The sequence below is a fragment of the Subtercola sp. Z020 genome (assembly GCF_002931235.1).
Taxonomy (GTDB): Bacteria; Actinomycetota; Actinomycetes; order Actinomycetales; family Microbacteriaceae; genus Subtercola.
The window spans coordinates 1-19,427 of record NZ_PSTT01000077.1 but is presented as its reverse complement, the minus strand read 5'-3'; the positions used below and the strand labels follow the sequence as shown (position 1 = coordinate 19,427).

Genomic DNA, 19,427 nt, shown 5'->3' with positions numbered 1-19,427 from the left:
CTATCACGGCACAGCCGGGTTCCGCCCCCGCCTCCGTGCACCCCCACCCCATCGAGTGGGCAGTTCGGGCCCTAAAACGCGAGTTTTAGGGACGTTTCTGCCCACTCGATGTGACGGGCGCGGCTTAGGGTGAGGGGTGGGCGTGGCGCCGAGCGGGTGCGCGACAACATCAGCGGAAGGTGGGCGACGTGGCCGACAAGAAGAGCAAAGCCAAGACGAGGGCCAAAGATGTGAAGGCGAAGGACGCGAAGGCGAAGGCCGCCGAGGCGAAGGCGAAGCATGCGAAAGCGAAGCACGCGAAGAGCGCCGCCACGGAGGCCCAGGGCGCCGGCGCCGACCGCGACACCGAAGGCACGCGCATCCCGCACACCGCGTGGAGCGGCGACCCCTCCGGCCTGCTGCGCGTGGGCGCCGGCTTCCGCCTCGCCGACGCCGACACGGGCGCCACCCACGCCTACGACGGACGGAAGGCCGACGGCGAGCGCGACCTCGCCACCGGCGCCGCCGAGGTCGACATCCTGCAGGAGAAGCTCTTCGCCAACAGCCTGTTCGACGGCCCCGAGCAGCACCGATCCCTGCTGCTCGTGCTGCAGGGCATGGACTCCTCCGGCAAGGGCGGCATCGTGCGCCACGTGGTCGGGTCGGTCGATCCCGGCGGGGTCACACACGCCTCGTTCAAGAAGCCGACCGAGGAGGAGCTCAGCCACGACTTTCTCTGGCGCATTCGCAAACGCCTGCCCGCGGCCGGCCAGATCGGCGTCTTCGACCGTTCGCACTACGAGGATGTGCTCGCCGGCCGGGTGCTGAATCTCGCGAGCCCCGAGGAGATCGACGCCCGCTACAGCACCATCAACGACTTCGAGCGCGAGCTCGTCGACCAGGGCACGACCGTCATCAAGGTCTTTCTGAACATCAGTCCCGACGAGCAGAAGGCGCGGCTCGGCGCCCGCCTCGAACGCCCCGACAAGCACTGGAAGTACAACCCGAACGACATCGACTCGCGCCTGCTCTGGAACCAGTACCACGACGCGTACCAGCTCGTCTTCGACCGCACGTCGACCGAGCACGCACCCTGGTACGTCGTTCCCGCCGACCACAAGTGGTACGCGCGGCTGGCTGTGCAGCACCTGGTTCTGGATGCCCTGCAGAACCTGCACCAGGGCTGGCCGCCTGCGGACTACGACGTCGAGGTCGAGAAGGCGCGCCTGGCCGCGAGCTAGCTGAACGCCCGGTGCAGGCAAGGCCGCCGGCTAGCCGAACGCCCTAGCCGAAGGCCTCCACCATCGGCCGGAACTTCATCTTCGTCTCGAGGAACTCGTGCTCGGGCTCCGACTCGGAGACGATGCCAGCCCCGGCATACGCCGTGATGTCCCCGTCTTCGCTCACCTGGGCGCAGCGGAGCGCGACCGCCCACTCACCGTCACCGTCGGCCCCGACCCACCCGACCGGCCCCGCGTAGCGGCCACGATCGAACGGTTCGAGCCGCTCGATGAGGTTGAGGGCATCCAGAGTCGGTGTACCGGCCACGGCCGCGGTCGGGTGCAGCGAGGCGATCAGGTCGAGCGAGGTGCTGCCGTCGCTCAGAGCGCCCTCGACGTCGCTCGCGAGGTGCCAGAGGTTCGGCAGCTTCAGCGTGAACGGGATCTCGCTCGCGATCACGGTCTTCGAATGGGGTGCCAGCGCCGTCATCACGCTGGCGACGGCGAAGCGATGCTCGTCGAGGTCTTTCGCACTCGTGGCGAGGGCGACGGCCTGGTCGTGGTCGGCCTCTGCGTCACGGCCGCGGGAGATCGTGCCGGCGAGCACGCGGGCAGACACGGTTCCGTGGTCGACCCGAACGAGTGTCTCCGGGCTGGAGCCGATCAGGCCGTCGACCGCGAACGTCCAGCAGTCGGGGTAGCCGAGCGCGAGATCGAAGATGACCCGGCGGAGGTCGGAGTCGTCGGGCAGGTGCCCCACGAGGTCGCGGGCGAGCACCACCTTCTCGAGGTCGCCGTGGTGGATGCGCGAGACCGCCTCTTCGACTGCGGCCCGGTAGGTGTCGGGCTTGGCCGCCCCCGGCAGCAGCGAGATGCGGTACTCGGCGCCGAACGGGGTGGCTGCCGGCACCACGGGCGCCGGATGCGCGCCGGGCGCGTGCCCGTCGGGAGCCGCCCCGCCGGGCGCGGACTCGCCGGGAGCCGTCTCGCCGGGCGCGGTCTCGCCGTCGGCCAGCACCGTCACCCGCGTCACCCAGAACACCCCGTCGCGCTTGCCCACCACGAGCCGCGGAACGATCAGCACGCTGGAGTGGCCCGATCCCCCCGAGAACGAGAACGCCCCGAAGGCGATCAGGCCGGTGCCGGGTGTGCCGACCGGGTCGACGACCGTCGCGGCCGCGGCGACCTCGCGCCATGCATGGCAGGCGTCGCGGAAGCGCGTCGGGCCGCTGAACTCGAGCCGGAGTGCCTCGCCCAGGCCCGCCATGCCCTGGCCCTTGCGGATCCAGAGCAACGGGTGCCGTGCGTCGAGCAGCGGCACGAGCATCCGGATGTCGCCGACAGGGAACGTCTCGACGTGCAGTCGGGGAACGGCGGGGGAGTCGGCGGCTTCGGGGGCTGCAACGAGGGAATCGGTCACCCCTTCAGCGTACGCTCGCGCCGCCGCGCTGCCGCCCCCGGTCCCTCTACCAGGCGTACTGCTCGGGGGCCGTCTTCGTGCCCGGGAAGATCTCGTCGAGCCGGGCGAGTGCCGCCGCGTCGAGTTTCACGTCGAGGGCGCGCAGCCCGGCATCCAGCTGCTCCTGCGTGCGCGGGCCGATGATCGGCGCGGTGACCGCGGGCTGGTGCAGCAGCCAGGCCAGGCCGACGTCTCCCGGCTCATGGCCGAGTTCGGCAGCGAAGGCTTCGTACTGCTCGATCGCCTCGCGGTGGGTGTCGAGGGCCGCTGCGGCTCGCCCCTCGAGGCGACGCTTGCCGTTCCTCTCCTTGCCGATGACGCCGCCGAGCAGGCCGCCCTGCAGCGGCGACCACGGGATGATGCCGAGGCCGTTCGCCTGCGCCGACGGAATCACCTCGAGCTCGATGTCGCGCGTCAGCAGGTTGTAGATCGACTGCTCGCTGACGAGGCCCGTGAAGTTGCGCCTGCGGGCGGCCTCCTGGGCCGTCGCGATGTGCCAGCCGGCGAAGTTGCTCGACCCGTTGTAGACGATCTTGCCCGCCGTCACGGCGACCTCCATCGCCTGCCAGATCTCGTCCCACGGGGTGTCGCGGTCGATGTGGTGGAACTGGTAGAGGTCGATGTAGTCGGTCCCGAGACGCGCAAGGCTGGCATCGAGCGACATGCGGATGTTGCGGGCCGACAGTTTCGTGTCGTTCGGCCATTCGGTCATGTTGGCGTACAGCTTCGTTGCGAGCACGACCTTCTCGCGGCGGCCGCCGCCCTTCGCGAACCAGCGACCGATGATCTCTTCGGTGGCCCCGCGGCCGAGCGAGCCGCCGTAGCCGTTCGCGGTGTCGAAGAAGTTGATCCCGTTGTCGAGGGCCGAGTCCATGATGCTGAACGAATCGGCCTCCGACGTCTCGGGGCCGAAGTTCATGGTGCCTAGGCAGAGACGGGAGACGGTCAGGCCGGAACGGCCGAGGTGTGTGTATTCCATACCTTCCAGTCTGCTCTCGTAGGCGCTCGCCGCAACGGGTTGTGCTGGGCGCTGTGCGCATCCTGAGCCTTTGCCGAGTGCTGACGGCAGGCACCGTAAACTGAGGGGGTGTCCAAGGCCGACCTCAGCAAGCAACCCGCGCAGGTATCTGCGATGTTCGACGATGTGTCGACCCACTACGACCGCACGAACAACGTGCTCTCGGTCGGCAACGCCCTGCTCTGGCGCGTCGCCACGACCAAGGCCGTCGCGCCCAAGCGCGGTGAGCGCATCCTCGACCTCGCGGCCGGCACCGGCACGTCGAGCGCGAGCCTGGCCGCCGGTGGCGCGAAGGTCGTCGCCGCCGACTTCTCGCCCGGCATGATCGAGGTCGGCAAGAAGCAGCAGGCCGGCAACCCGAACATCGAGTTCCTCGTCGCCGACGGGATGGACCTGCCGTTCGCCGACGACGAGTTCGACGCCGTCACGATCTCGTTCGGCCTCCGCAACATCGTCGAGCCGCGCACCGCGCTGGCCGAGCTGTACCGGGTGACCAAGCCCGGCGGCCGCATCGTCATCTGCGAGTTCAGCACGCCGCCGGCCCGCATCGTGAAGTTCGGGTACTCGGCCTACCTGCAGCGCTTCATGCCCGCGATCGCCAAGGTCGCCAGCTCGAACGCCGATGCCTACACCTACCTCGCCGACTCGATCGAGGCGTGGCCGAACCAGAAGACGCTGAGCGGCTGGCTGAGCGAGGCCGGGTTCATGAATGTGGGCTACCGCAACCTCACGTTCGGCATCGTCGCCCTGCACAGGGGCACGAAACCCCGCACCCCCTCAGTAGGCTTGACCTCGTGAACAAGGCCAACTGGCCCCTGAACGTCGCCGGGGCCTCCACTGCGGGCAAGACCGCCCGCCGCAGTTCCTCCGCCTCCTCTCCCTTCACCCTCGCCGAGCGGCTCTTCTCGACGGGGGACGACCGGCGGGCCGCGAAGGCCGTCGAGGGCGGCATCGAACAGCTCGAAGACCGCCTGGTGGCCGAGACCGTCTTCCACGACGGGATGGCCGAGGTCTCTGCGCGCTACCTGCTCGACGCCGGCGGCAAGCGCGTTCGACCGCTGCTGGCGTTCCTGACGGCCCAGCTCGGCGAGGGCGTGACCGACGACGTGGTGACCGCCGCGACCTCCATCGAGCTCATCCACCTCGCCTCGCTCTACCACGACGACGTGATGGATGAGGCCGAGCAGCGTCGCGGCGTGCCCACGGCTCACACCGTGTGGAGCAACTCCATCGCGATTCTCACGGGCGACCTGCTGTTCGCCCGGGCCTCGAAGCTGCTCTCCATTCTCGGGGAGCGGGCCATCCGGCTGCAGGCCGACACGTTCGAGCGGCTCTGCCTCGGCCAGCTGCACGAGACCGTCGGCCCGCGGGAGGGCGAAGACCAGGTCGCCCACTACCTGCAGGTGCTCGCCGACAAGACCGGCTCGCTCATCGCCGCCTCTGCGCAGCTGGGCATCCTCGTCTCGCGGGCACCCAGCGAGTACGAGCAGCCCGTGTTCGACTTCGGCGAGAAGATCGGCATCGCCTTCCAGCTCGTCGACGATGTGATCGACCTCGCTCCGCCGAGCGACGCGACCGGCAAGACGGCCGGCACCGACATTCGCGCCGGCGTTGTGACGCTGCCGCTGCTCTACCTGCGCAGGGATGCCGCGACCGACCCGTCGGCCGCCGAGCTGCTGCGGCGCCTCGACCCCGAGGTGATCGCCGTGACACCGCCCGCCGAGGTCGACGAGCTGATCGCCGAGCTGCGGTCGCATCCGGTCACCGGGCAGACGGTCGTCGAATCGCGCCGCTGGGCCGCCGACGCGGTCGCGGCGCTCGACCCGCTGCCCGAGGGCACCGTCAAGAAGACCCTGATCCGCTTCGCCGACACCATGGTCGAGCGCTCGAACTGACCTCCGGCTCCGAATACCCCGGCGGCGGCTCGCTCGGTGCGAGGCCGCAGCCCCTCACAACGTAAGGAATCACCCCATGACCAAGCTCCGCCTGGCCATCGTCGGCGCAGGGCCGGCCGGCATCTACGCCGCTGACCTGCTCATCAAGGCAGAACGCGCATTCGACGTCTCGATCGACCTGTTCGACCACCTGCCCGCACCCTACGGCCTGGTGCGGTACGGCGTCGCCCCCGATCACCCTCGCATCAAGGGCATCATCGGGGCCCTCCGCGAGGTGCTCGACCGCGGCGACATCCGCTTCTTCGGCAACGTGCGCTACGGCGTCGACCTCACCCTCGACGACCTGAAGAAGCACTACAACGCCGTCATCTTCGCGACCGGCGCCGTCAAAGACGCCGAGCTCGACATCCCGGGCATCGACCTCGACGGGTCGTACGGCGCGGCCGAGTTCGTGAGCTGGTTCGACGGGCACCCCGACGTGCCGCGCACCTGGCCGCTGAACGCCCGTGAGGTCGCGGTGCTCGGCAACGGCAACGTGGCGCTCGACGTCGCGCGCATCCTCTCCAAGCACGCCGACGACCTGCTCGTCACCGAGATTCCGTCGAACGTCTACGAGGGGCTGAAGGCCTCGCCGGTCACCGACGTGCACGTCTTCGGCCGCCGCGGCCCAGCGCAGGTCAAGTTCACCCCGCTCGAACTGCGCGAGCTCGGCGAGGTGAACGACGTCGACATCGTGGTGTACGACGAAGACTTCGACCTCGACCCCGCATCAGAGGCCGCCATCGCCTCGAACAAGCAGGTCATGGTCATCAACCGCGTGATGAACCAGTGGCGCACCCGCCCGGCCGGAACGGCGTCGCGGCGCCTGCACCTGCACTTCTACGCGCGACCCGTCGAGGTGCTGGGCGCTGACGGCGCCGTCACCGGTCTGCGGTACGAGCGCACGGCTCCGGATGCCGCGGGCGGTGTGGTGGGAACCGGTGAGTTCCGCGAGCTGCCGATCCAGGCGCTCTACCGCGCGGTCGGCTACTTCGGCTCGCCGCTCGACGACGTGCCCTTCGACTCACTGCACGGCGTCATCCCGAACCGGGAGGGCCAGGTGCTCGACGACCACGACGCCGTCATCCCGGGCGTCTACGCCACCGGCTGGATCAAGCGCGGCCCTGTCGGCCTGATCGGCCACACCAAGAGCGACGCGATGGAGACGCTCAGCCACGTCGTGCGCGACCAGGCCAACTGGTGGAGCCCCGCTTCGCCCGATGAAGCGTCGGTCGTCGAACTGCTCGAGTCGCGCGGCGTGATCTACACGACCGTCGACGGCTGGCACTACCTCGACCAGTACGAGCTCGGGCTCGGCGAGGCCGCGGGCCGCACCCGCATCAAGGTCGTCGAGCGCGACGAGATGGTGGCCGTCTCGAACCAGCAGCCGGTGGCGTAGCCGCCGCATTCACTCTCCTGAATAAGGGCCCGCCTCCCCGGCGGGCCCTTTTTTCGTGCGCCCTCTTGACAGGCCGGGCCGAGCGTGGTTGGTTAACTACTGTAGTAACTAACCAAGGAAGCCGAACGGAGGGAGGCACTGTGATCGAAGACGGCAGGCCGATCTTCGTGCAGATCGCCGAACAGATCGAGAACGACATCATCGACGGCGTGCTGCCCGAAGAGGGGCAGGTTCCCTCGACGAACGAGTTCGCTGCCTTTCACCGCATCAACCCGGCGACGGCGGGGAAGGGTGTGAACCTCCTGGTCGAGAACGGCGTGCTCTACAAGCGTCGCGGCATCGGGATGTTCGTCGCCTCCGGAGCCCGCGAGCAGCTGCTCGCCCGCCGCCGTGCCGAGTTCAGCGCAGACTACCTGCGCCCGCTGATCGCTGAGGCCGCCAAGCTCGGCATCAGCACCCACCACCTCGCAGAACTGATCCGAAAGGAGGAGGCAGGCTCATGATCGCCACCCTCCCCGCGGTGTCGACGGATGCTGTCGTCGAGACCTCTCATCTCACCAAACGCTACGGCGACGTCACGGCCGTGAACGACGTCTCGATCACGATCGAGCCGGGCCGCATCCATGGCCTCCTCGGCCGGAACGGCGCGGGCAAGACCACGCTGATGCAGCTGCTCACCGGTCAGGACTTCGGCTCTGCCGGTTCGGTCAGCGTCTTCGGCCACAGCCCGGTCGAGAATGCCCGGGTGCTGCAGCAGCTCTGCTTCATCAAGGAGAGCCAGAAGTACCCCGAAGACTTCAGGCCGAAGCACGTCTTCCGGAATGCCCCGCTTTTCTTCGACAACTGGGACCAGGCCTTCGCCGACCGTCTCATCGCCGACTTCCGCCTGCCGGTGAACCGGCGCATCAAGAAGCTCTCACGCGGGCAGCTGTCGTCGCTCGGCGTGATCGTGGGGCTCGCGTCGCGGGCTCCGCTGACCTTCTTCGACGAGCCGTACCTCGGGCTCGACGCGGTGGCGCGGCAGCTGTTCTACGACCGGCTGCTCGAAGATTTCGCCGAGCATCCGCGAACCGTCATTCTGTCGACGCACCTGATCGACGAGGTGCAGAACATGCTCGAGCACGTGATCGTCATAGATGAGGGTCGCATTCTGCTCGACGCGGATGCCGAAGAGTTGCGCGGGTCGGCGACGACACTGGCGGGCACGGCGTCGGCCGTCGACGCGTTCACGGCCGGCCGCGACATCCTGCACCGGCAGTCGCTCGGCTCGCTCGCGCAGGTCACGATCGGCAGGCTCTCGTCCGCCGAGCGCCGCGAAGCACTCGAAGCGGGACTCGACGTGACGCCGGTCTCTCTGCAGCAGCTCGTCGTGGCGCTCTCGGGTGAGGGCGCGAAGACCAATCGACAGGAGGAGGAACGATGACAACCACAGTCGACACACCCAGTGGCACGAGGCCGTCGCGAGTCGTACCGGTGCTGCGGCTGCACCTCACGAACAGGTGGACGACCATCGGTACACCGCTCGTCGTTCTGGCGCTCATCTGGGCGGCCAACTGGATCGTGTGGCTGCTCATCGTGCGCTCCGTCGGCGCGGACGACCGGGCAGATGCCATGGAGGGCACGCAGTTCAGCGGGGCGATCTTCTACATCTTCGTCTACATGATGGTGGTGGCGGTGCAGGCGATCACCCGCACCTTCCCCTTCGCGCTGGGCTTCAGCGTCACCCGCCGGGACTTCTTTCTCGGCACCGCCCTGCTCTTCGCGGTGCTGTCGGCGTTCTACGCCGTCGTGATCACCGCGCTCAGCCTGATCGAAGAGGCGACCGGCGGCTGGGGCCTCGGCGGGCACCTGTTCACGGCGGTCTGGTACGGCACGGGCAGCCCGATCGAGCGGTTCGTGCAGATTCTGCTGCTGTTCCTGTTCTTCTTCTTCGTCGGGGCGGCCGTGGCCATCGTCTACCTGCGCTGGCGTGCGAACGGCATGATCGTCTTCTGGGTCGCGGTGGGGGTGCTCGGCCTCGGGCTGGCCGCGCTCGCGACGTTCACGAACAGCTGGCCGGCCGTCTACGAGTGGTTCATCGCCACCGGGGCGTTCGGAGTCACAGCGTGGTCGCTCGTCGTGACCGCGCTCGCGGCCCTGGTCGGCTATGTCGTGCTGCGCCGGGCGACGCCGACCGCCTAGCGGCCGGCAGCCCGCACCGGGTGAGGTCGACCGCCCAGCGGCCGGCCTCACTCACCGGGCGCCGGCCCGACGAGCAGGGCGGGGAGTCAGCGGAAGTTGACGAACTGCACGGCGACGTCGAGGTCGGCGCCCTTCAGCAACGCCATCACGCCCTGCAGGTCGTCACGGCTCTTCGACGAGACGCGCAGCTCGTCGCCCTGGATCTGGCTCTTGACGCTCTTCGGCGACTCGTCGCGGATGAGCTTCGAGATCTTCTTCGCCGCATCCTGCTCGATGCCGTTCTTCAGCGTCGCCTCGATGCGGTACTCCTTGCCGCTCGGGAAGGGTTCGCCGGCGTCGAGACTGCGCAGGCTGATGCCGCGCTTGATGAGCTTCTGCTCGAACACCTCGAGAATCGCCTTGACCCGCTCTTCGGAGTTGGCCTTCATCAGCACCTTCTCGCCGCTCCAGTCGATCGAGGCGCCGATGTTCTTGAAGTCATAGCGCGACTCGACCTCCTTCTGCGCCTGGTGCAGGGCGTTGTCGGCCTCCATCTTGTCGACCTTGCTCACGATGTCAAAACTTGAATCTGCCATGCGGTGATTCTACCGCGGAGGCGCTCGCGGGCGTCTTCCAGCGGGGCGTCGGTAGGGTCGGGGAGTGGCGAGACGACGGCAGGCGAAGCGGCGGGTGCCGCGGGGGGTGGCGCGGCCGGCGAAGCGGCGGGCGAAGCGGCGGACGACGCGGCCGGGGGGCCGCGGCATCCAGAGCCGGCGTTCCAGGCGCACGATCGTGGTCGGCCTCGCCGCCCTGGCCGTGGTCGGCCTGCTCGTGGCGGGTGTCTTCGCGGCGGGGCCGCTCGGCGAGGCGCTGCGGCAGGCCGAGCAGGCTCCGGATGCCCCGGCCACCGTCGAGCTTCCGCCGCTGTCGACCGCGGTCGCCGCCGACCCGGGAGCGGTCGGCCGGCTGCCCGGACTCGCGGGGAACACGAATGTCGCGTGGGCGACCCGCATGGCGGCGGCGACCAACGTGAGCGTGCGCGCAATCCAGTCGTACGCCGGTGTCGCGCTCGCCAAGCAGACCGAGAACCCGACCTGCCACCTCGGCTGGAACACGCTCGCCGCAGTGGGTTCGGTCGAGAGCGGGAACGGCACGCACGGAGGCAGCAGCATCGCCGACGACGGCACGGTCTCGCCACCCATCTACGGAATCGCGCTCGACGGGGTCGGGGTCGACAACATCCCCGACAGCGACGGCGGGGCCATCGACGGTGACGCGAGCATCGACCGCGCGGTCGGCCCCCTGCAGCTGATTCCCGAGGCGTGGCGCAACTGGGGCACCGACGGCAGCGGTGACGGCGTGGCAGACCCGCAGAACTTCGACGACTCCGTGCTCGCCACCGCGAACTACCTCTGCCACGCCGGCGGCGACCTGAGCACACTGGCCGGCTGGGAGCGGGCCATCGCCGCCTACAACAGCGCGACGCCCTACGCGCTGAAGGTGTCGACGGCGGCGAACACCTTCGCGGTGACAGCGGCCCGGACGGATGCTGCGGGCTGAGGCTGCGCCCATGCCTGCGGCTGCGGCTGCGGGCTAGGTTCGTGGGGGAGCGGTGGACGTTCTGGCGATGAGCTCGACGGGGAGCGGGATGTTCGTGGGCGTCGGGTCGCGCCGCCCGGGGTGCAGCTGGTCCATGAGCATCTCGACCGCGTGCGCACCCTGGCGTTCGGGGAACTGCGCGACGGTCGTCAGGCCGAAGAACTCGGAGTGCTCGTGGCCGTCGATGCCGATGATCGAGACGTCTCCCGGCACGCTCAGACCCAGGTCGCGGGCGGCCAGGATGCTGCCGATCGCCATCTCGTCCGAGGCCGCGAACAGGGCGGTCGGCCGCCTCTCCGGATCGGCCAGCAGCGCCGTCGCCGCCTCGTACCCACCGCGGATCGTGAAATCCGCCGGCATGAAGAGGCGCGGGTCTGGCACGACCCCCGCCGACCGCAGGGCGCGCTCGTACCCGGCCCGGCGGTTGGTGGGGAGGTGGAAGTCGAGTTCGAAGCCCGACTCGCCCCCGATCATCCCGACCCGCCGGTGCCCGAGCGAGAGCAGGTGCTCCGTCGCGAGCAGGGCCACGCCGACGTCGTCGATGCTGAGGGTCTGCACACCGGCCAGCGGCCCACCGATGCCCACGATCGGCTTCTTGAGGTCGAGCAGTGACTGCAGTTCGCCGGTGGTGAGTTCGATCGTCAGGGCGAGCACGGCATCCACTCGCTTGCGCAGCAGGAAGTGTTCGAAGACGCTGCTGCGCTCGTCGGCCCCGCCGGTCAGGCCGTAGAGGGTCAGGTCGTAGCCGTTCTGCAGCAGCGCGGAACCCGCGCCCTCAAGCACTGAGGAGTAGAACCAGCGGCTGAGGAACGGCACCACGACGCCGACGTTCTTCGTTCGGCCGCTGGCGAGGCTCGACGCCGGCGACGACACGACGTAGCCGAGCGTGCGGGCGGCCTCGTGGACGCGCACCCGCGTGGTGGGCGAGACGTGCCCGTTGCCGCTCAGGGCGCGGGAGACGGTCGCCGTGGAGACGCCAGCAAGCGCTGCAACAGCATCGATTCCTGGCATAGCGTCCTCGCTGGGGGTGCCTCCGCACGAGGGCACCGGTGATCACAGAAGTTTAGCGCTGCCGATTTCGCCGCAGAGCACCGAGTGAGTATTCTTGTGCGAGCGCCTTCGGTTGTGTTGCAGAACGTGGTCGGGTGCGCCTCGGCAAGTTACCCTAGCGGCCAAAGGGATCTGACTGTAAATCAGACGGCTGAGCCTTCGGGGGTTCGAATCCCTCACTTGCCACCGGAAAGAGCCCCGGGATCCACGTGATCCCGGGGCTCTTCTGTTCGGGCGCCGTCGAGGGCGCCGGCGCGGCAGTCTTCGCCGCGTGGGGCTGAGGGCCTCGCGCCGCGGCGCTACGGTGTGCGGGAGGTCGACACCAGGTGGAGGGGGGCGAGGGCGTTGTCGAGCGCGGCTTCGAGCGGCCACGCCGAACGTTCGGGCTGACTGAGGATGAGGCCGCCCTGGATCGCGGCGAGGATCACCGTTGCGATTCTCTGCGGGTCGGCCGTCGCATCAACGGTGTTCGCCTGCTGCAGTTTGCGCACCCCGTCGGCCAGCATGTCGCGCCAGGCGCGCATGCTCGCGGCTATGGTGCTCTCGAGTTCTGGATCGGTCATGGCTGCTTGCGTGGCGAGGGAACCGATGGGGCAGGCCCAGCGACCTCGGGCGATGTAGTAATGCACGAGGCCGGCGCGCCAGCGTTCCCAGGACTCCCACGACCCGAGGTCGTGGATCTCGGGCTCCTGCGCGTCGAGCAGCTGCCGGCCCTCCCAGGCCGCGACTTCGCTGACGAGTTCGTTCTTGCCACCCGGGAAGTAGTGGAACAGCTGGCTCTTGCTGGTCAGAGTCGCCGCACGCACCGTGTCGAGCGTGGTGCCGCCTATTCCCGAGGCGAGAATCTGTTCCCCAGTGGCCTCGATGATCCGTTGCCGGGTCAGTCGCCCGCGCTCGGTGATCTTCGCCTGTTCCATGTGCCCAGTGTAGCCGAATGGACCTTTCGGTCCAACCCGTGGTAGGAATGGACCATGAAGTCCAATGAAGAAGTCCTTGACAGCCTCCCCACCGATTCGCGCCTCGCCGGGCGCACCGCGATCGTCACCGGTTCCAGTAGCGGGATCGGTGAGGCGATCGCCCGGGTGCTCGCAGCATCCGGTGCCACCGTCGTCGTGAGCGGCCGCGACGCGCCGCGGGCCCAGGCGGTCGCCGACCGCATCATCGCGAGCGGCGGGGCGGCCCACGTCGTGACCGTCGACCTCGCAGGCGGCTACGCGGAGCTCCGCGCGTTCGCGCGTGAGGCGACCGCCGTGCTCGGCGGGCGGGTCGACATTCTGGTCAACAATGCGGGCATCTACCCGGCGACGGCAACGGCCGCACTCAGCGATGCCGACCTCGACGCGGTTCTGGCGACCAACGTGCGAGCGCCGCACGTGCTCGTCGCCGAGATCGCCCCGCTGATGGCCGCGGAGGGCTCGGGTGCGGTCGTCAACATCGGCTCATGGATGTCGCGGGTGGGGGTGCCCTTCGGCGCGATGTACACCGCGTCGAAGGCGGCGATCGAGCAGATGACCCGCACCTGGGCGGCGGAGTTCGGGCCGAGCGGCATCAACGTGAACACTGTCGCACCCGGCGTCACGAGCACACCCGGCAACGCCGACAGCGCAGAGGTCATCGCCGCGATGACCACCGGTACCGTCGCTGGGCGCCCGGTACGCCCGGTCGACATCGCCTTCGCTGTGCGTCACCTGGCCTCGGAGGAGGCATCCTTCATGCACGGCTCGGTGCTCGACGTCGACGGCGGCATCGCCAACACCCGGGTCGGCTGACGGAGTCAACCGGATCGCTCAGTAGCTTTCGCGCCTCTCGGCGTGAGTTCCGATGAATCTGGCCGCGAGGGCCTCCGATGACCGCGCCAGCAATGCGACATCGGCGCCGACCGCGATGAAGTCGGCACCGGCGTCGAGGTAGGCGTCTGCCACCGCGGGGTCGAAGGCGTTCGTGCCGACCGGGGTACCGGCGTCCCGAGCCGCAGCGAACACACGGTGAACTGCGGCGACGACGGCGGGATGCGACTGTTGACCGAGCAGACCCATGGATGCCGACAGATCGGCGGGGCCGACGAAGACGGCGTCGATTCCTTCGACTCCAGCGATCTGGGCGGCGTTCGCAACCCCGGCGGTCGTCTCGATCTGCACGGTCAGTGAGACATGGTCAGCGGCGTCGGTGAGGTAGCCGTCGACGCGGTTCCAGCGGGCGCTACGGGCCAGGGCGCTGCCGACACCGCGGATCCCCTCCGGCGGATACCGGGTGGCGGCGACGGCGTCACGCGCTTCGTCGGCTGACGACACCATCGGCACGATGATGTTCTGCGCGCCGAGGTCGAGTACCTGCTTGATCACGACCGGGTCGTTCGCCGGCACCCGCACGACCGGAGTCACCGGGTAGGCGGAGATCACCTGGAGCAGGGTGAGTACGGTCTCGAGCGAGGTGGCCGAGTGCTCCATGTCGAGCAGCAGCCAGTCGATGCCGGAGCCGGCGACGATCTCGGCGGCGACGGGGCTGCCCGAGCATACCCACATGCCGACGAGCGGACGATCGGATGCTGCGAGGGCGTCGCGAAAGGTCGGGATCAGACGAAGCGGCACGAGATCGTTCCCATCGGTCCATAGTCGCAGAGCACGTCGTCACCCTGTGACACCCACATCGGGCGGGTGAACGATCCTGCCAGGATGATCTCTCCCGCCTCCAGACGCGCACCGTGCTGGTGGAACTTGTTTGCGAGCCAGGCGACGCCGGTCGCGGGGTGACCGAGGACGCCGGCCGCGACGCCGGTCTCTTCGATTCCGCCGTTGCGGCTCAGCACGCCCGGGACCCAGCGCAGGTCGATCTCGGCGGGGCGCTTGTGGATGTCTCCGAGGACCATTGCTCCGTAGGCGGCGTTGTCGCTGATGGTGTCGACGATCGTACGACCTTCGAGTTCGATGTGGGAATTGAGCACCTCCAGCGCAGGGACGGCGTAGTCGATTGCAGCGAGGGCCTGATCGAGTGTGCAGTCGGGGCCCTCGAGCGGAGCCTTCAAGACGAAGGCGAGCTCGACCTCGACACGCACGTTCGAGAAGTGTGCGACCGGGATCTCGGCTCCCGAGCGGTAGACGGTGTCGTCGAACATCACGCCGTAGTCGGGTTCGGTGATACCGGTCGCTTCTTGCATGGCTTTCGAGGTCAGGCCGATCTTGCGCCCCACGAGCGCGCGACCAGCGCTGAGCTGAGTGTCGCGCCAGCGGCCCTGGATCCGGTACGAGTCCTCGATCGTGGCATCCGGAAATCTCTGCGTGATTCGCGGTATCACAGAGTGAGTGCGGTCGGCTTCGGCGAGCTCTGCCGCTATCGAGTCGATCTGTTCGTCGGTGAGCATCTGTCTCTTTCGTTGGCCGTGCAGGATCAGAGCTGGTTGCCGAGCTTGAACTCGCCAGAGGGACCGGATGCTGCGGCTCCGGCAGCTTCGGGCGCGCGCGTGTAGCTGAAGCCGTCGGCGCCGATCGTCACGGCCATCTCGCTGGAGTCCTCGCGGGCACGGACCGGCTGTGGGGTGCCGTCGAGGTCGAGCACGAGCGAGCCCTCGGTGTACCAGCTGGGGACCACGGGGTTGCCCCACCAGTCGCGTCGCTGGTTGTCGTGCACATCCCAGGTGATGACGGGGTTGTCGGGGTCGCCGGTGTAGTAGTCCTGGGTATAGATCTCGATGCGGTGGCCGTCGGGGTCGCGCAGGTACAGGTAGAACGCGTTCGAGACGCCGTGGCGGCCGGGGCCGCGCTCGATGGCATCCGACCGGCGGAGGGCGCCGAGCTTGTCGCAGATGGCGAGGATGTTGTGTTTCTCGTGCGTCGCGAAGCAGATGTGGTGCATGCGCGGGCCGTCGCCGCCGGTCATGGCGGTGTCGTGCACGGTGGGCTTCCGACGCATCCACGCGGCGTAGACCGTGCCTTCCTCGTCCTGAATGTCTTCGGTCACGCGAAAGCCGAGCGCCTGCATGAAGTTCACCGCGCGGGGAACATCGGGGGTGATCTGGTTGAAGTGGTCCAGGCGCACGAGCTCGCCGGGGGAGTGCAGGTCATAGCGCCAGGAGAGGCGTTCCTGGTGCTCGGTGTCGAAGAAGAACTCGTAGGGGAAGCCGAGGGGGTCGACGACGCGCACGGAGTCGCCGATGCCCTTCGTGAAGCCGTTCGGTTCGCGGCGCACGTCGCAGCCGAGCTCGGTGTAGAACGCAACTGCCTTGTCGAGGTCGTCAGACGAGCGAACGCGGTACGAGAATGCGGCGACCGCGGCGATGTCGCCTGCGCGGAGTACGAGGTTGTGGTGGATGAATTCCTCCGTCGAACGGAGGAAGATCGCCGTGTCGTCCTCCTCGGTGACGTGCAGGCCCAACACTTCGACGTAGAAGACCCGGGATGCCTCGAGGTCGGTGACCACGAGCTCCATGTAGGCGCAGCGCAGTATGTCGGGCGCGGGGGAGGAGGGCAGAGGGATCGGGTCGTCGGAGATGATGGGAGCCTCCTGGGTCACCCAGAACCCCGAGGAGGTCTTCTGTTCTTCGGTGTGCTTCGTCATGCAGTCGCGTCCTTGCGTGTGAATCGGATGAACAGGGGGGATTACCTGGCTTTGCCGAAGGTGGGGTTGTGGGCACCGCCGAGGGTGATGTGCACGGCCTGCTGGTCGGTGTAGAAGTCGATTGAGCGGTAGCCGCCCTCGTGTCCGAGGCCAGAAGCCTTCACTCCGCCGAAGGGGGTGCGCAGGTCGCGGACATTGTTCGAGTTCAGCCAGACCATGCCCGCTTCGACGTTCTGGGCGAAGGTGTGTGCGCGCTTCAAGTCGTTCGTCCATACGTACGCAGCCAGACCGTACTTCGTGTCGTTCGCAAGCGCGAGCGCTTCCTCCTCGGTGTCGAAGGGGGTGATCGCGACGACGGGCCCGAAGATCTCCTCTTGAAAGATCCGTGCGTCGGGGGAGACATCGGCGAACACCGTGGGCCGGACGAAGTTGCCCTCGTCGAACCCTTCGGGGCGTCCGCCGCCGGCGACCAGACGTCCCTCGTTCTTGCCCAGCTCGACGTACGACATGACTTTGTCGTAGTGCTCGGGGTGCACGAGTGCGCCGACTTCGGTTTCGGGGTCGTCGGGGTAGCCGACTTTCACACGGTCGGCCTGCGCCGCATACCGTTCGACGAACGTGTCGTACACCGGGCGCTCGACGAGGATGCGGCTGCCGGCGGTGCACCGCTCACCGTTGAGCGAGAATACGCCGAAGATGGTCGCGTCGATCGCGACATCCAGATCCGCATCGGCGAAGACGATCGCGGGGCTCTTGCCGCCCAACTCCATCGAGAGGCCTTTCAGGAAGGGCGCCGAGTTCGCGAAGATGAGCTGTCCGGTGCTGCTCTCACCGGTGAAGGAGATGAGTGGCACGTCAGGATGCTTCACCAGCGCGTCGCCGGCATCCTCGCCGAGACCGTTGACGAGGTTGAAGACACCCTCGGGCAGGCCTGCCTCCTCAAAGATCCCCGCCCAGAGGGACGCCGAGAGGGGCGTGAACTCAGCCGGCTTGAGCACGACGGTGTTGCCCGTGGCGATCGCGGGGCCGAGCTTCCACGACTCGAGCATGAAGGGCGTGTTCCACGGCGTGATCAGGCCCGCGACGCCGATCGGCTTGCGGTTGACGTAGTTCAGCTGTCGGCCCGGCACCTTGAAGGCGTCATCGGTCTGAGCGACGATGAGGTCGGCGAAGAAACGGAAGTTCTCGGCTGCACGGCGGGCCTGGCCGAGCGCCTGCGTGATGGGCAGGCCCGAGTCGAACGACTCCAGCTCCGCAAGGCGCTCGTCGCGAGACTCGACGAGGTCTGCGATGCGGTGCAGCACGCGGGAACGCTCACGGGGGAGCATGCGTGGCCAGGGACCTTCGGTGAAGGCTTTTCGCGCGGCCGAGACAGCGAGGTCGATGTCGGCCTTCTTGCCGGCGGCCGCCGTGAGATACGTCTGGTTTGTGACCGGGTCGAGGACATCGAAGGTGTCGCCGTCGACCGAGTCGACGAGACGGCCACCGATGTAGTGCTGGATGCGCTCCGGGAGGTCGGCCGGGACGCGGCGGGTGGCGGTGAGCGGGGTGGTCATGCGGGCTCCTTCGGTGGAGGGGATGGATGCCGGTTGCGAGCTGTCTGTGTCAGCGACGTCGCTGGGGCGCGGGGTGAACGGCACGGAAGATCAGAAAGCGAGCAGGCCAAGCGCCTGGTCGGGGTGTTCGTGGATCATGTAGGCGTCGAGGGTGGCCGCGCGATGGCGGCGCGACACCTTTTCGATCTCGGCGAGCGGGGCGCCGGTCTCGATGAGTGCAAGCATGTTCTCGTGTTCGCGCACCGACTCCGCAGCGCGGCCGGGCACGAAACTGAAGGTGGAGTCGCGCAGATGCCCGAGGCGGGCCCATTCAGCCTGCACGAGCTCAAGCATGCGCGGGTTGGCGCACTTGGCGAACAGGATGGCGTGGAATTCCTGGTTCAGTGCGGTGAACGCACGCGGATCGAAGTGCTCGAGTATCTCGATCATGAGTTCGTTGACCTCGCGGGCGCGGCGCACGTCGTTCGTGGTGAGCGCGCGTGCCGAAAGTGCTGTCGCCGCCCCCTCCAGCAGGCTCAGCGCCTGCATGCTGAAGCGGTACGCGGTGTCGTCGACCATCGATACTCGGGCACCGACGTTGCGCTCGAACATCACGAGGCCCTCGGCCTCGAGCTGGCGGATCGCCTCGCGCACTGGCACGACGCTCATGTCGAGTTCACCCGCAATGGTGCCCAGTACGAGGCGGTAGCCCGGCGCGAAGTCCTGTGAGGCGATGCGGTGCTTGATCCAGTGGTACGCCTGCTGTGACTTGCTCTGGTTCTGCGACGGTGTGGTCGCCGTGGGCGTGGTGTCCATCAGTTCTGTCTCTCGTTCACAAAGCGTGCGCGCCATTCGGCGTTCAAGGGGAACAGGCCGTCGATGGGGTGACCGGATGCCACCTGACGGGCGATCCATGCATCTTCCTCCTCCTGCGCGAGGGCGGCGTCGACGACCTCTTCTGCGAGGGCCGGAGGGATGACGATGACGCCGTCGCCGTCGCCGACGAGGATGTCGCCGGGTTCGACGGTGGTGCCGCCGCAGCCGACGGCGACGTCGGTCTCCCACGGCACGTGCCGGCGCCCGAGGACCGCGGGGTGCGCTCCCGCGGTGAAGACGGGGATTCCAACCGCAGCAACCGCTTCGGCGTCGCGGACACCGCCGTCGGTCACGATAGCGGCAGCCTTCCGGGCGTGAGCGCGGATCGCGAGGATGTCGCCGAGCGTGCCCGAACCTCTCTCCCCGCGCGCCTCGATGACGATGACCTCGCCCTCCTCGACGGCGTCGAACGCGCGTTTCTGGGCGTTGTAGCCGCCACCGCGGGAGACGAAGAGGTCTTCGCGGTGCGGAACGAATCGCAGGGTGCGGGCGGTGCCGACGAATCGACTGCCCGGGGTGAGGGCATGCACGCCGTCGATCGTGACGTCGTTGAGGCCGCGCTTCCGCAGCTGACCGCTGAGGGCGGCGACCGGGACGCGGGAGAGCTTGTCGCGAAGGGCGGGGGTGAGTGTGGGGGTGAGTGTGGG

At 68.3% G+C, this 19,427-nt stretch carries 19 protein-coding genes, 1 tRNA gene and 1 pseudogene; 10 read left to right on the top strand and 11 right to left on the bottom strand.

Annotated features, from left to right (window positions below):
- The first annotated feature begins 359 nt into the window (after nucleotides 1-359).
- Complete coding sequence (locus C5B96_RS10535) at nucleotides 360-1,220, top strand: PPK2 family polyphosphate kinase (RefSeq protein ID WP_369826464.1); 861 nt, start codon at nucleotides 360-362, stop codon at nucleotides 1,218-1,220.
- Nucleotides 1,221-1,263: 43 nt separating this feature from the next.
- On the opposite strand, the gene C5B96_RS10530 is transcribed toward C5B96_RS10535, so the two are convergent.
- Both C5B96_RS10530 and C5B96_RS10525 read right to left on the bottom strand, forming a co-directional pair.
- The gene (locus tag C5B96_RS10530) at nucleotides 1,264-2,526 is read right to left on the bottom strand and encodes an isochorismate synthase MenF (RefSeq protein WP_104245326.1); all 1,263 of its coding nucleotides are present in this window, start codon (nucleotides 2,524-2,526) and stop codon (nucleotides 1,264-1,266) included.
- 139 nt (nucleotides 2,527-2,665) lie between these two features.
- A complete protein-coding gene (locus C5B96_RS10525; RefSeq protein ID WP_104245323.1) occupies nucleotides 2,666-3,637 on the bottom strand; it encodes an aldo/keto reductase in 972 nt (323 codons plus the stop codon).
- Between the two features lie 108 nt (nucleotides 3,638-3,745).
- On the opposite strand from C5B96_RS10525, the gene C5B96_RS10520 reads away from it, so the two are divergent.
- From C5B96_RS10520 to C5B96_RS10495, 6 genes are all read left to right on the top strand, one after another.
- On the top strand, nucleotides 3,746-4,474 hold the full coding sequence (locus tag C5B96_RS10520) for a class I SAM-dependent methyltransferase (RefSeq protein WP_233189129.1): 729 nt from the start codon (nucleotides 3,746-3,748) through the stop codon (nucleotides 4,472-4,474).
- A 17-nt stretch (nucleotides 4,475-4,491) separates the two neighbouring features.
- Complete coding sequence (locus C5B96_RS10515) at nucleotides 4,492-5,571, top strand: polyprenyl synthetase family protein (RefSeq protein WP_104245325.1); 1,080 nt, start codon at nucleotides 4,492-4,494, stop codon at nucleotides 5,569-5,571.
- A gap of 76 nt (nucleotides 5,572-5,647) precedes the next feature.
- A complete protein-coding gene (locus C5B96_RS10510; protein ID WP_104245322.1) occupies nucleotides 5,648-7,009 on the top strand; it encodes an FAD-dependent oxidoreductase in 1,362 nt (453 codons plus the stop codon).
- Between the two features lie 140 nt (nucleotides 7,010-7,149).
- Nucleotides 7,150-7,512, top strand: a complete 363-nt coding sequence (locus tag C5B96_RS10505) for a GntR family transcriptional regulator (protein ID WP_104245321.1) — start codon at nucleotides 7,150-7,152, stop codon at nucleotides 7,510-7,512.
- On the top strand, nucleotides 7,509-8,432 hold the full coding sequence (locus C5B96_RS10500; RefSeq protein WP_104245320.1) for an ABC transporter ATP-binding protein: 924 nt from the start codon (nucleotides 7,509-7,511) through the stop codon (nucleotides 8,430-8,432). Before C5B96_RS10505 ends, C5B96_RS10500 begins: the two co-directional genes overlap by 4 nt.
- Complete coding sequence (locus tag C5B96_RS10495) at nucleotides 8,429-9,190, top strand: ABC transporter permease (protein WP_104245319.1); 762 nt, start codon at nucleotides 8,429-8,431, stop codon at nucleotides 9,188-9,190. The genes C5B96_RS10500 and C5B96_RS10495 overlap by 4 nt, the downstream gene beginning before the upstream one ends.
- 86 nt (nucleotides 9,191-9,276) lie before the next feature.
- On the opposite strand, the gene C5B96_RS10490 is transcribed toward C5B96_RS10495, so the two are convergent.
- Nucleotides 9,277-9,765, bottom strand: coding sequence for a YajQ family cyclic di-GMP-binding protein (locus tag C5B96_RS10490; protein WP_104245318.1), 489 nt, complete (start codon nucleotides 9,763-9,765; stop codon nucleotides 9,277-9,279).
- Between the two features lie 64 nt (nucleotides 9,766-9,829).
- On the opposite strand from C5B96_RS10490, the gene C5B96_RS10485 reads away from it, so the two are divergent.
- Nucleotides 9,830-10,729 (top strand): lytic transglycosylase domain-containing protein, encoded by a 900-nt coding sequence (locus C5B96_RS10485; protein ID WP_146078151.1) that lies wholly within the window; start codon nucleotides 9,830-9,832, stop codon nucleotides 10,727-10,729.
- Nucleotides 10,730-10,762: 33 nt separating this feature from the next.
- Here the strand turns inward: C5B96_RS10485 and C5B96_RS10480 are convergent, their stop codons facing one another.
- Entirely contained in the window at nucleotides 10,763-11,779 is a 1,017-nt protein-coding gene (locus C5B96_RS10480) for a LacI family DNA-binding transcriptional regulator (RefSeq protein WP_104245316.1), read from the bottom strand.
- A 143-nt stretch (nucleotides 11,780-11,922) separates the two neighbouring features.
- Here C5B96_RS10480 and C5B96_RS10475 point away from each other — a divergent pair.
- Nucleotides 11,923-12,004: transfer RNA gene (locus C5B96_RS10475), tRNA-Tyr, on the top strand.
- 113 nt (nucleotides 12,005-12,117) lie between these two features.
- Here the strand turns inward: C5B96_RS10475 and C5B96_RS10470 are convergent.
- Nucleotides 12,118-12,735: a TetR/AcrR family transcriptional regulator gene (locus C5B96_RS10470; RefSeq protein WP_104245315.1), complete on the bottom strand. Its 618-nt coding sequence runs from the start codon at nucleotides 12,733-12,735 to the stop codon at nucleotides 12,118-12,120.
- 54 nt (nucleotides 12,736-12,789) lie between these two features.
- Here C5B96_RS10470 and C5B96_RS10465 point away from each other — a divergent pair, with 54 nt between their 5' ends.
- Nucleotides 12,790-13,587 (top strand): SDR family NAD(P)-dependent oxidoreductase, encoded by a 798-nt coding sequence (locus C5B96_RS10465; RefSeq protein ID WP_104245314.1) that lies wholly within the window; start codon nucleotides 12,790-12,792, stop codon nucleotides 13,585-13,587.
- Nucleotides 13,588-13,605: 18 nt separating this feature from the next.
- Here C5B96_RS10465 and C5B96_RS10460 read toward each other — a convergent pair whose 3' ends face one another.
- The 6 genes and pseudogenes from C5B96_RS10460 to C5B96_RS10435 form a co-directional block, all read right to left on the bottom strand.
- Nucleotides 13,606-14,406, bottom strand: coding sequence for an HpcH/HpaI aldolase/citrate lyase family protein (locus C5B96_RS10460; RefSeq protein ID WP_104245313.1), 801 nt, complete (start codon nucleotides 14,404-14,406; stop codon nucleotides 13,606-13,608).
- Nucleotides 14,391-15,176, bottom strand: a complete 786-nt coding sequence (locus C5B96_RS10455) for a fumarylacetoacetate hydrolase family protein (protein ID WP_104245312.1) — start codon at nucleotides 15,174-15,176, stop codon at nucleotides 14,391-14,393. The genes C5B96_RS10460 and C5B96_RS10455 overlap by 16 nt, the downstream gene beginning before the upstream one ends.
- A 26-nt stretch (nucleotides 15,177-15,202) precedes the next feature.
- Nucleotides 15,203-16,369, bottom strand: coding sequence for a 3,4-dihydroxyphenylacetate 2,3-dioxygenase (gene hpaD, locus C5B96_RS10450; protein WP_104245311.1), 1,167 nt, complete (start codon nucleotides 16,367-16,369; stop codon nucleotides 15,203-15,205).
- Nucleotides 16,370-16,410: 41 nt separating this feature from the next.
- Nucleotides 16,411-17,925 (bottom strand): 5-carboxymethyl-2-hydroxymuconate semialdehyde dehydrogenase, encoded by a 1,515-nt coding sequence (gene hpaE / locus C5B96_RS10445; protein WP_104245310.1) that lies wholly within the window; start codon nucleotides 17,923-17,925, stop codon nucleotides 16,411-16,413.
- A gap of 90 nt (nucleotides 17,926-18,015) precedes the next feature.
- Nucleotides 18,016-18,720 (bottom strand): GntR family transcriptional regulator, encoded by a 705-nt coding sequence (locus C5B96_RS10440; RefSeq protein WP_104245309.1) that lies wholly within the window; start codon nucleotides 18,718-18,720, stop codon nucleotides 18,016-18,018.
- A pseudogene (locus C5B96_RS10435) lies at nucleotides 18,720-19,427 on the bottom strand (hypothetical protein); the annotation flags it as partial. The gene C5B96_RS10440 and the pseudogene C5B96_RS10435, both read right to left, overlap by 1 nt.

What these genes read in the sequence shown, in the direction of transcription:
- C5B96_RS10440 (WP_104245309.1), bottom strand. Translation starts at nt 18,720, where the DNA reads ATGGACACCACGCCCACGGCGACCACACCGTCGCAGAACCAGAGCAAG.
- C5B96_RS10500 (WP_104245320.1), top strand. Translation starts at nt 7,509, where the DNA reads ATGATCGCCACCCTCCCCGCGGTGTCGACGGATGCTGTCGTCGAGACC.
- C5B96_RS10525 (WP_104245323.1), bottom strand. Translation starts at nt 3,637, where the DNA reads ATGGAATACACACACCTCGGCCGTTCCGGCCTGACCGTCTCCCGTCTC.
- C5B96_RS10490 (WP_104245318.1), bottom strand. Translation starts at nt 9,765, where the DNA reads ATGGCAGATTCAAGTTTTGACATCGTGAGCAAGGTCGACAAGATGGAG.
- C5B96_RS10510 (WP_104245322.1), top strand. Translation starts at nt 5,648, where the DNA reads ATGACCAAGCTCCGCCTGGCCATCGTCGGCGCAGGGCCGGCCGGCATC.
- C5B96_RS10465 (WP_104245314.1), top strand. Translation starts at nt 12,790, where the DNA reads ATGAAGTCCAATGAAGAAGTCCTTGACAGCCTCCCCACCGATTCGCGC.
- hpaD (WP_104245311.1), bottom strand. Translation starts at nt 16,369, where the DNA reads ATGACGAAGCACACCGAAGAACAGAAGACCTCCTCGGGGTTCTGGGTG.
- hpaE (WP_104245310.1), bottom strand. Translation starts at nt 17,925, where the DNA reads ATGACCACCCCGCTCACCGCCACCCGCCGCGTCCCGGCCGACCTCCCG.
- C5B96_RS10480 (WP_104245316.1), bottom strand. Translation starts at nt 11,779, where the DNA reads ATGCCAGGAATCGATGCTGTTGCAGCGCTTGCTGGCGTCTCCACGGCG.
- C5B96_RS10495 (WP_104245319.1), top strand. Translation starts at nt 8,429, where the DNA reads ATGACAACCACAGTCGACACACCCAGTGGCACGAGGCCGTCGCGAGTC.
- C5B96_RS10470 (WP_104245315.1), bottom strand. Translation starts at nt 12,735, where the DNA reads ATGGAACAGGCGAAGATCACCGAGCGCGGGCGACTGACCCGGCAACGG.
- C5B96_RS10455 (WP_104245312.1), bottom strand. Translation starts at nt 15,176, where the DNA reads ATGCTCACCGACGAACAGATCGACTCGATAGCGGCAGAGCTCGCCGAA.
- C5B96_RS10530 (WP_104245326.1), bottom strand. Translation starts at nt 2,526, where the DNA reads ATGCTCGTGCCGCTGCTCGACGCACGGCACCCGTTGCTCTGGATCCGC.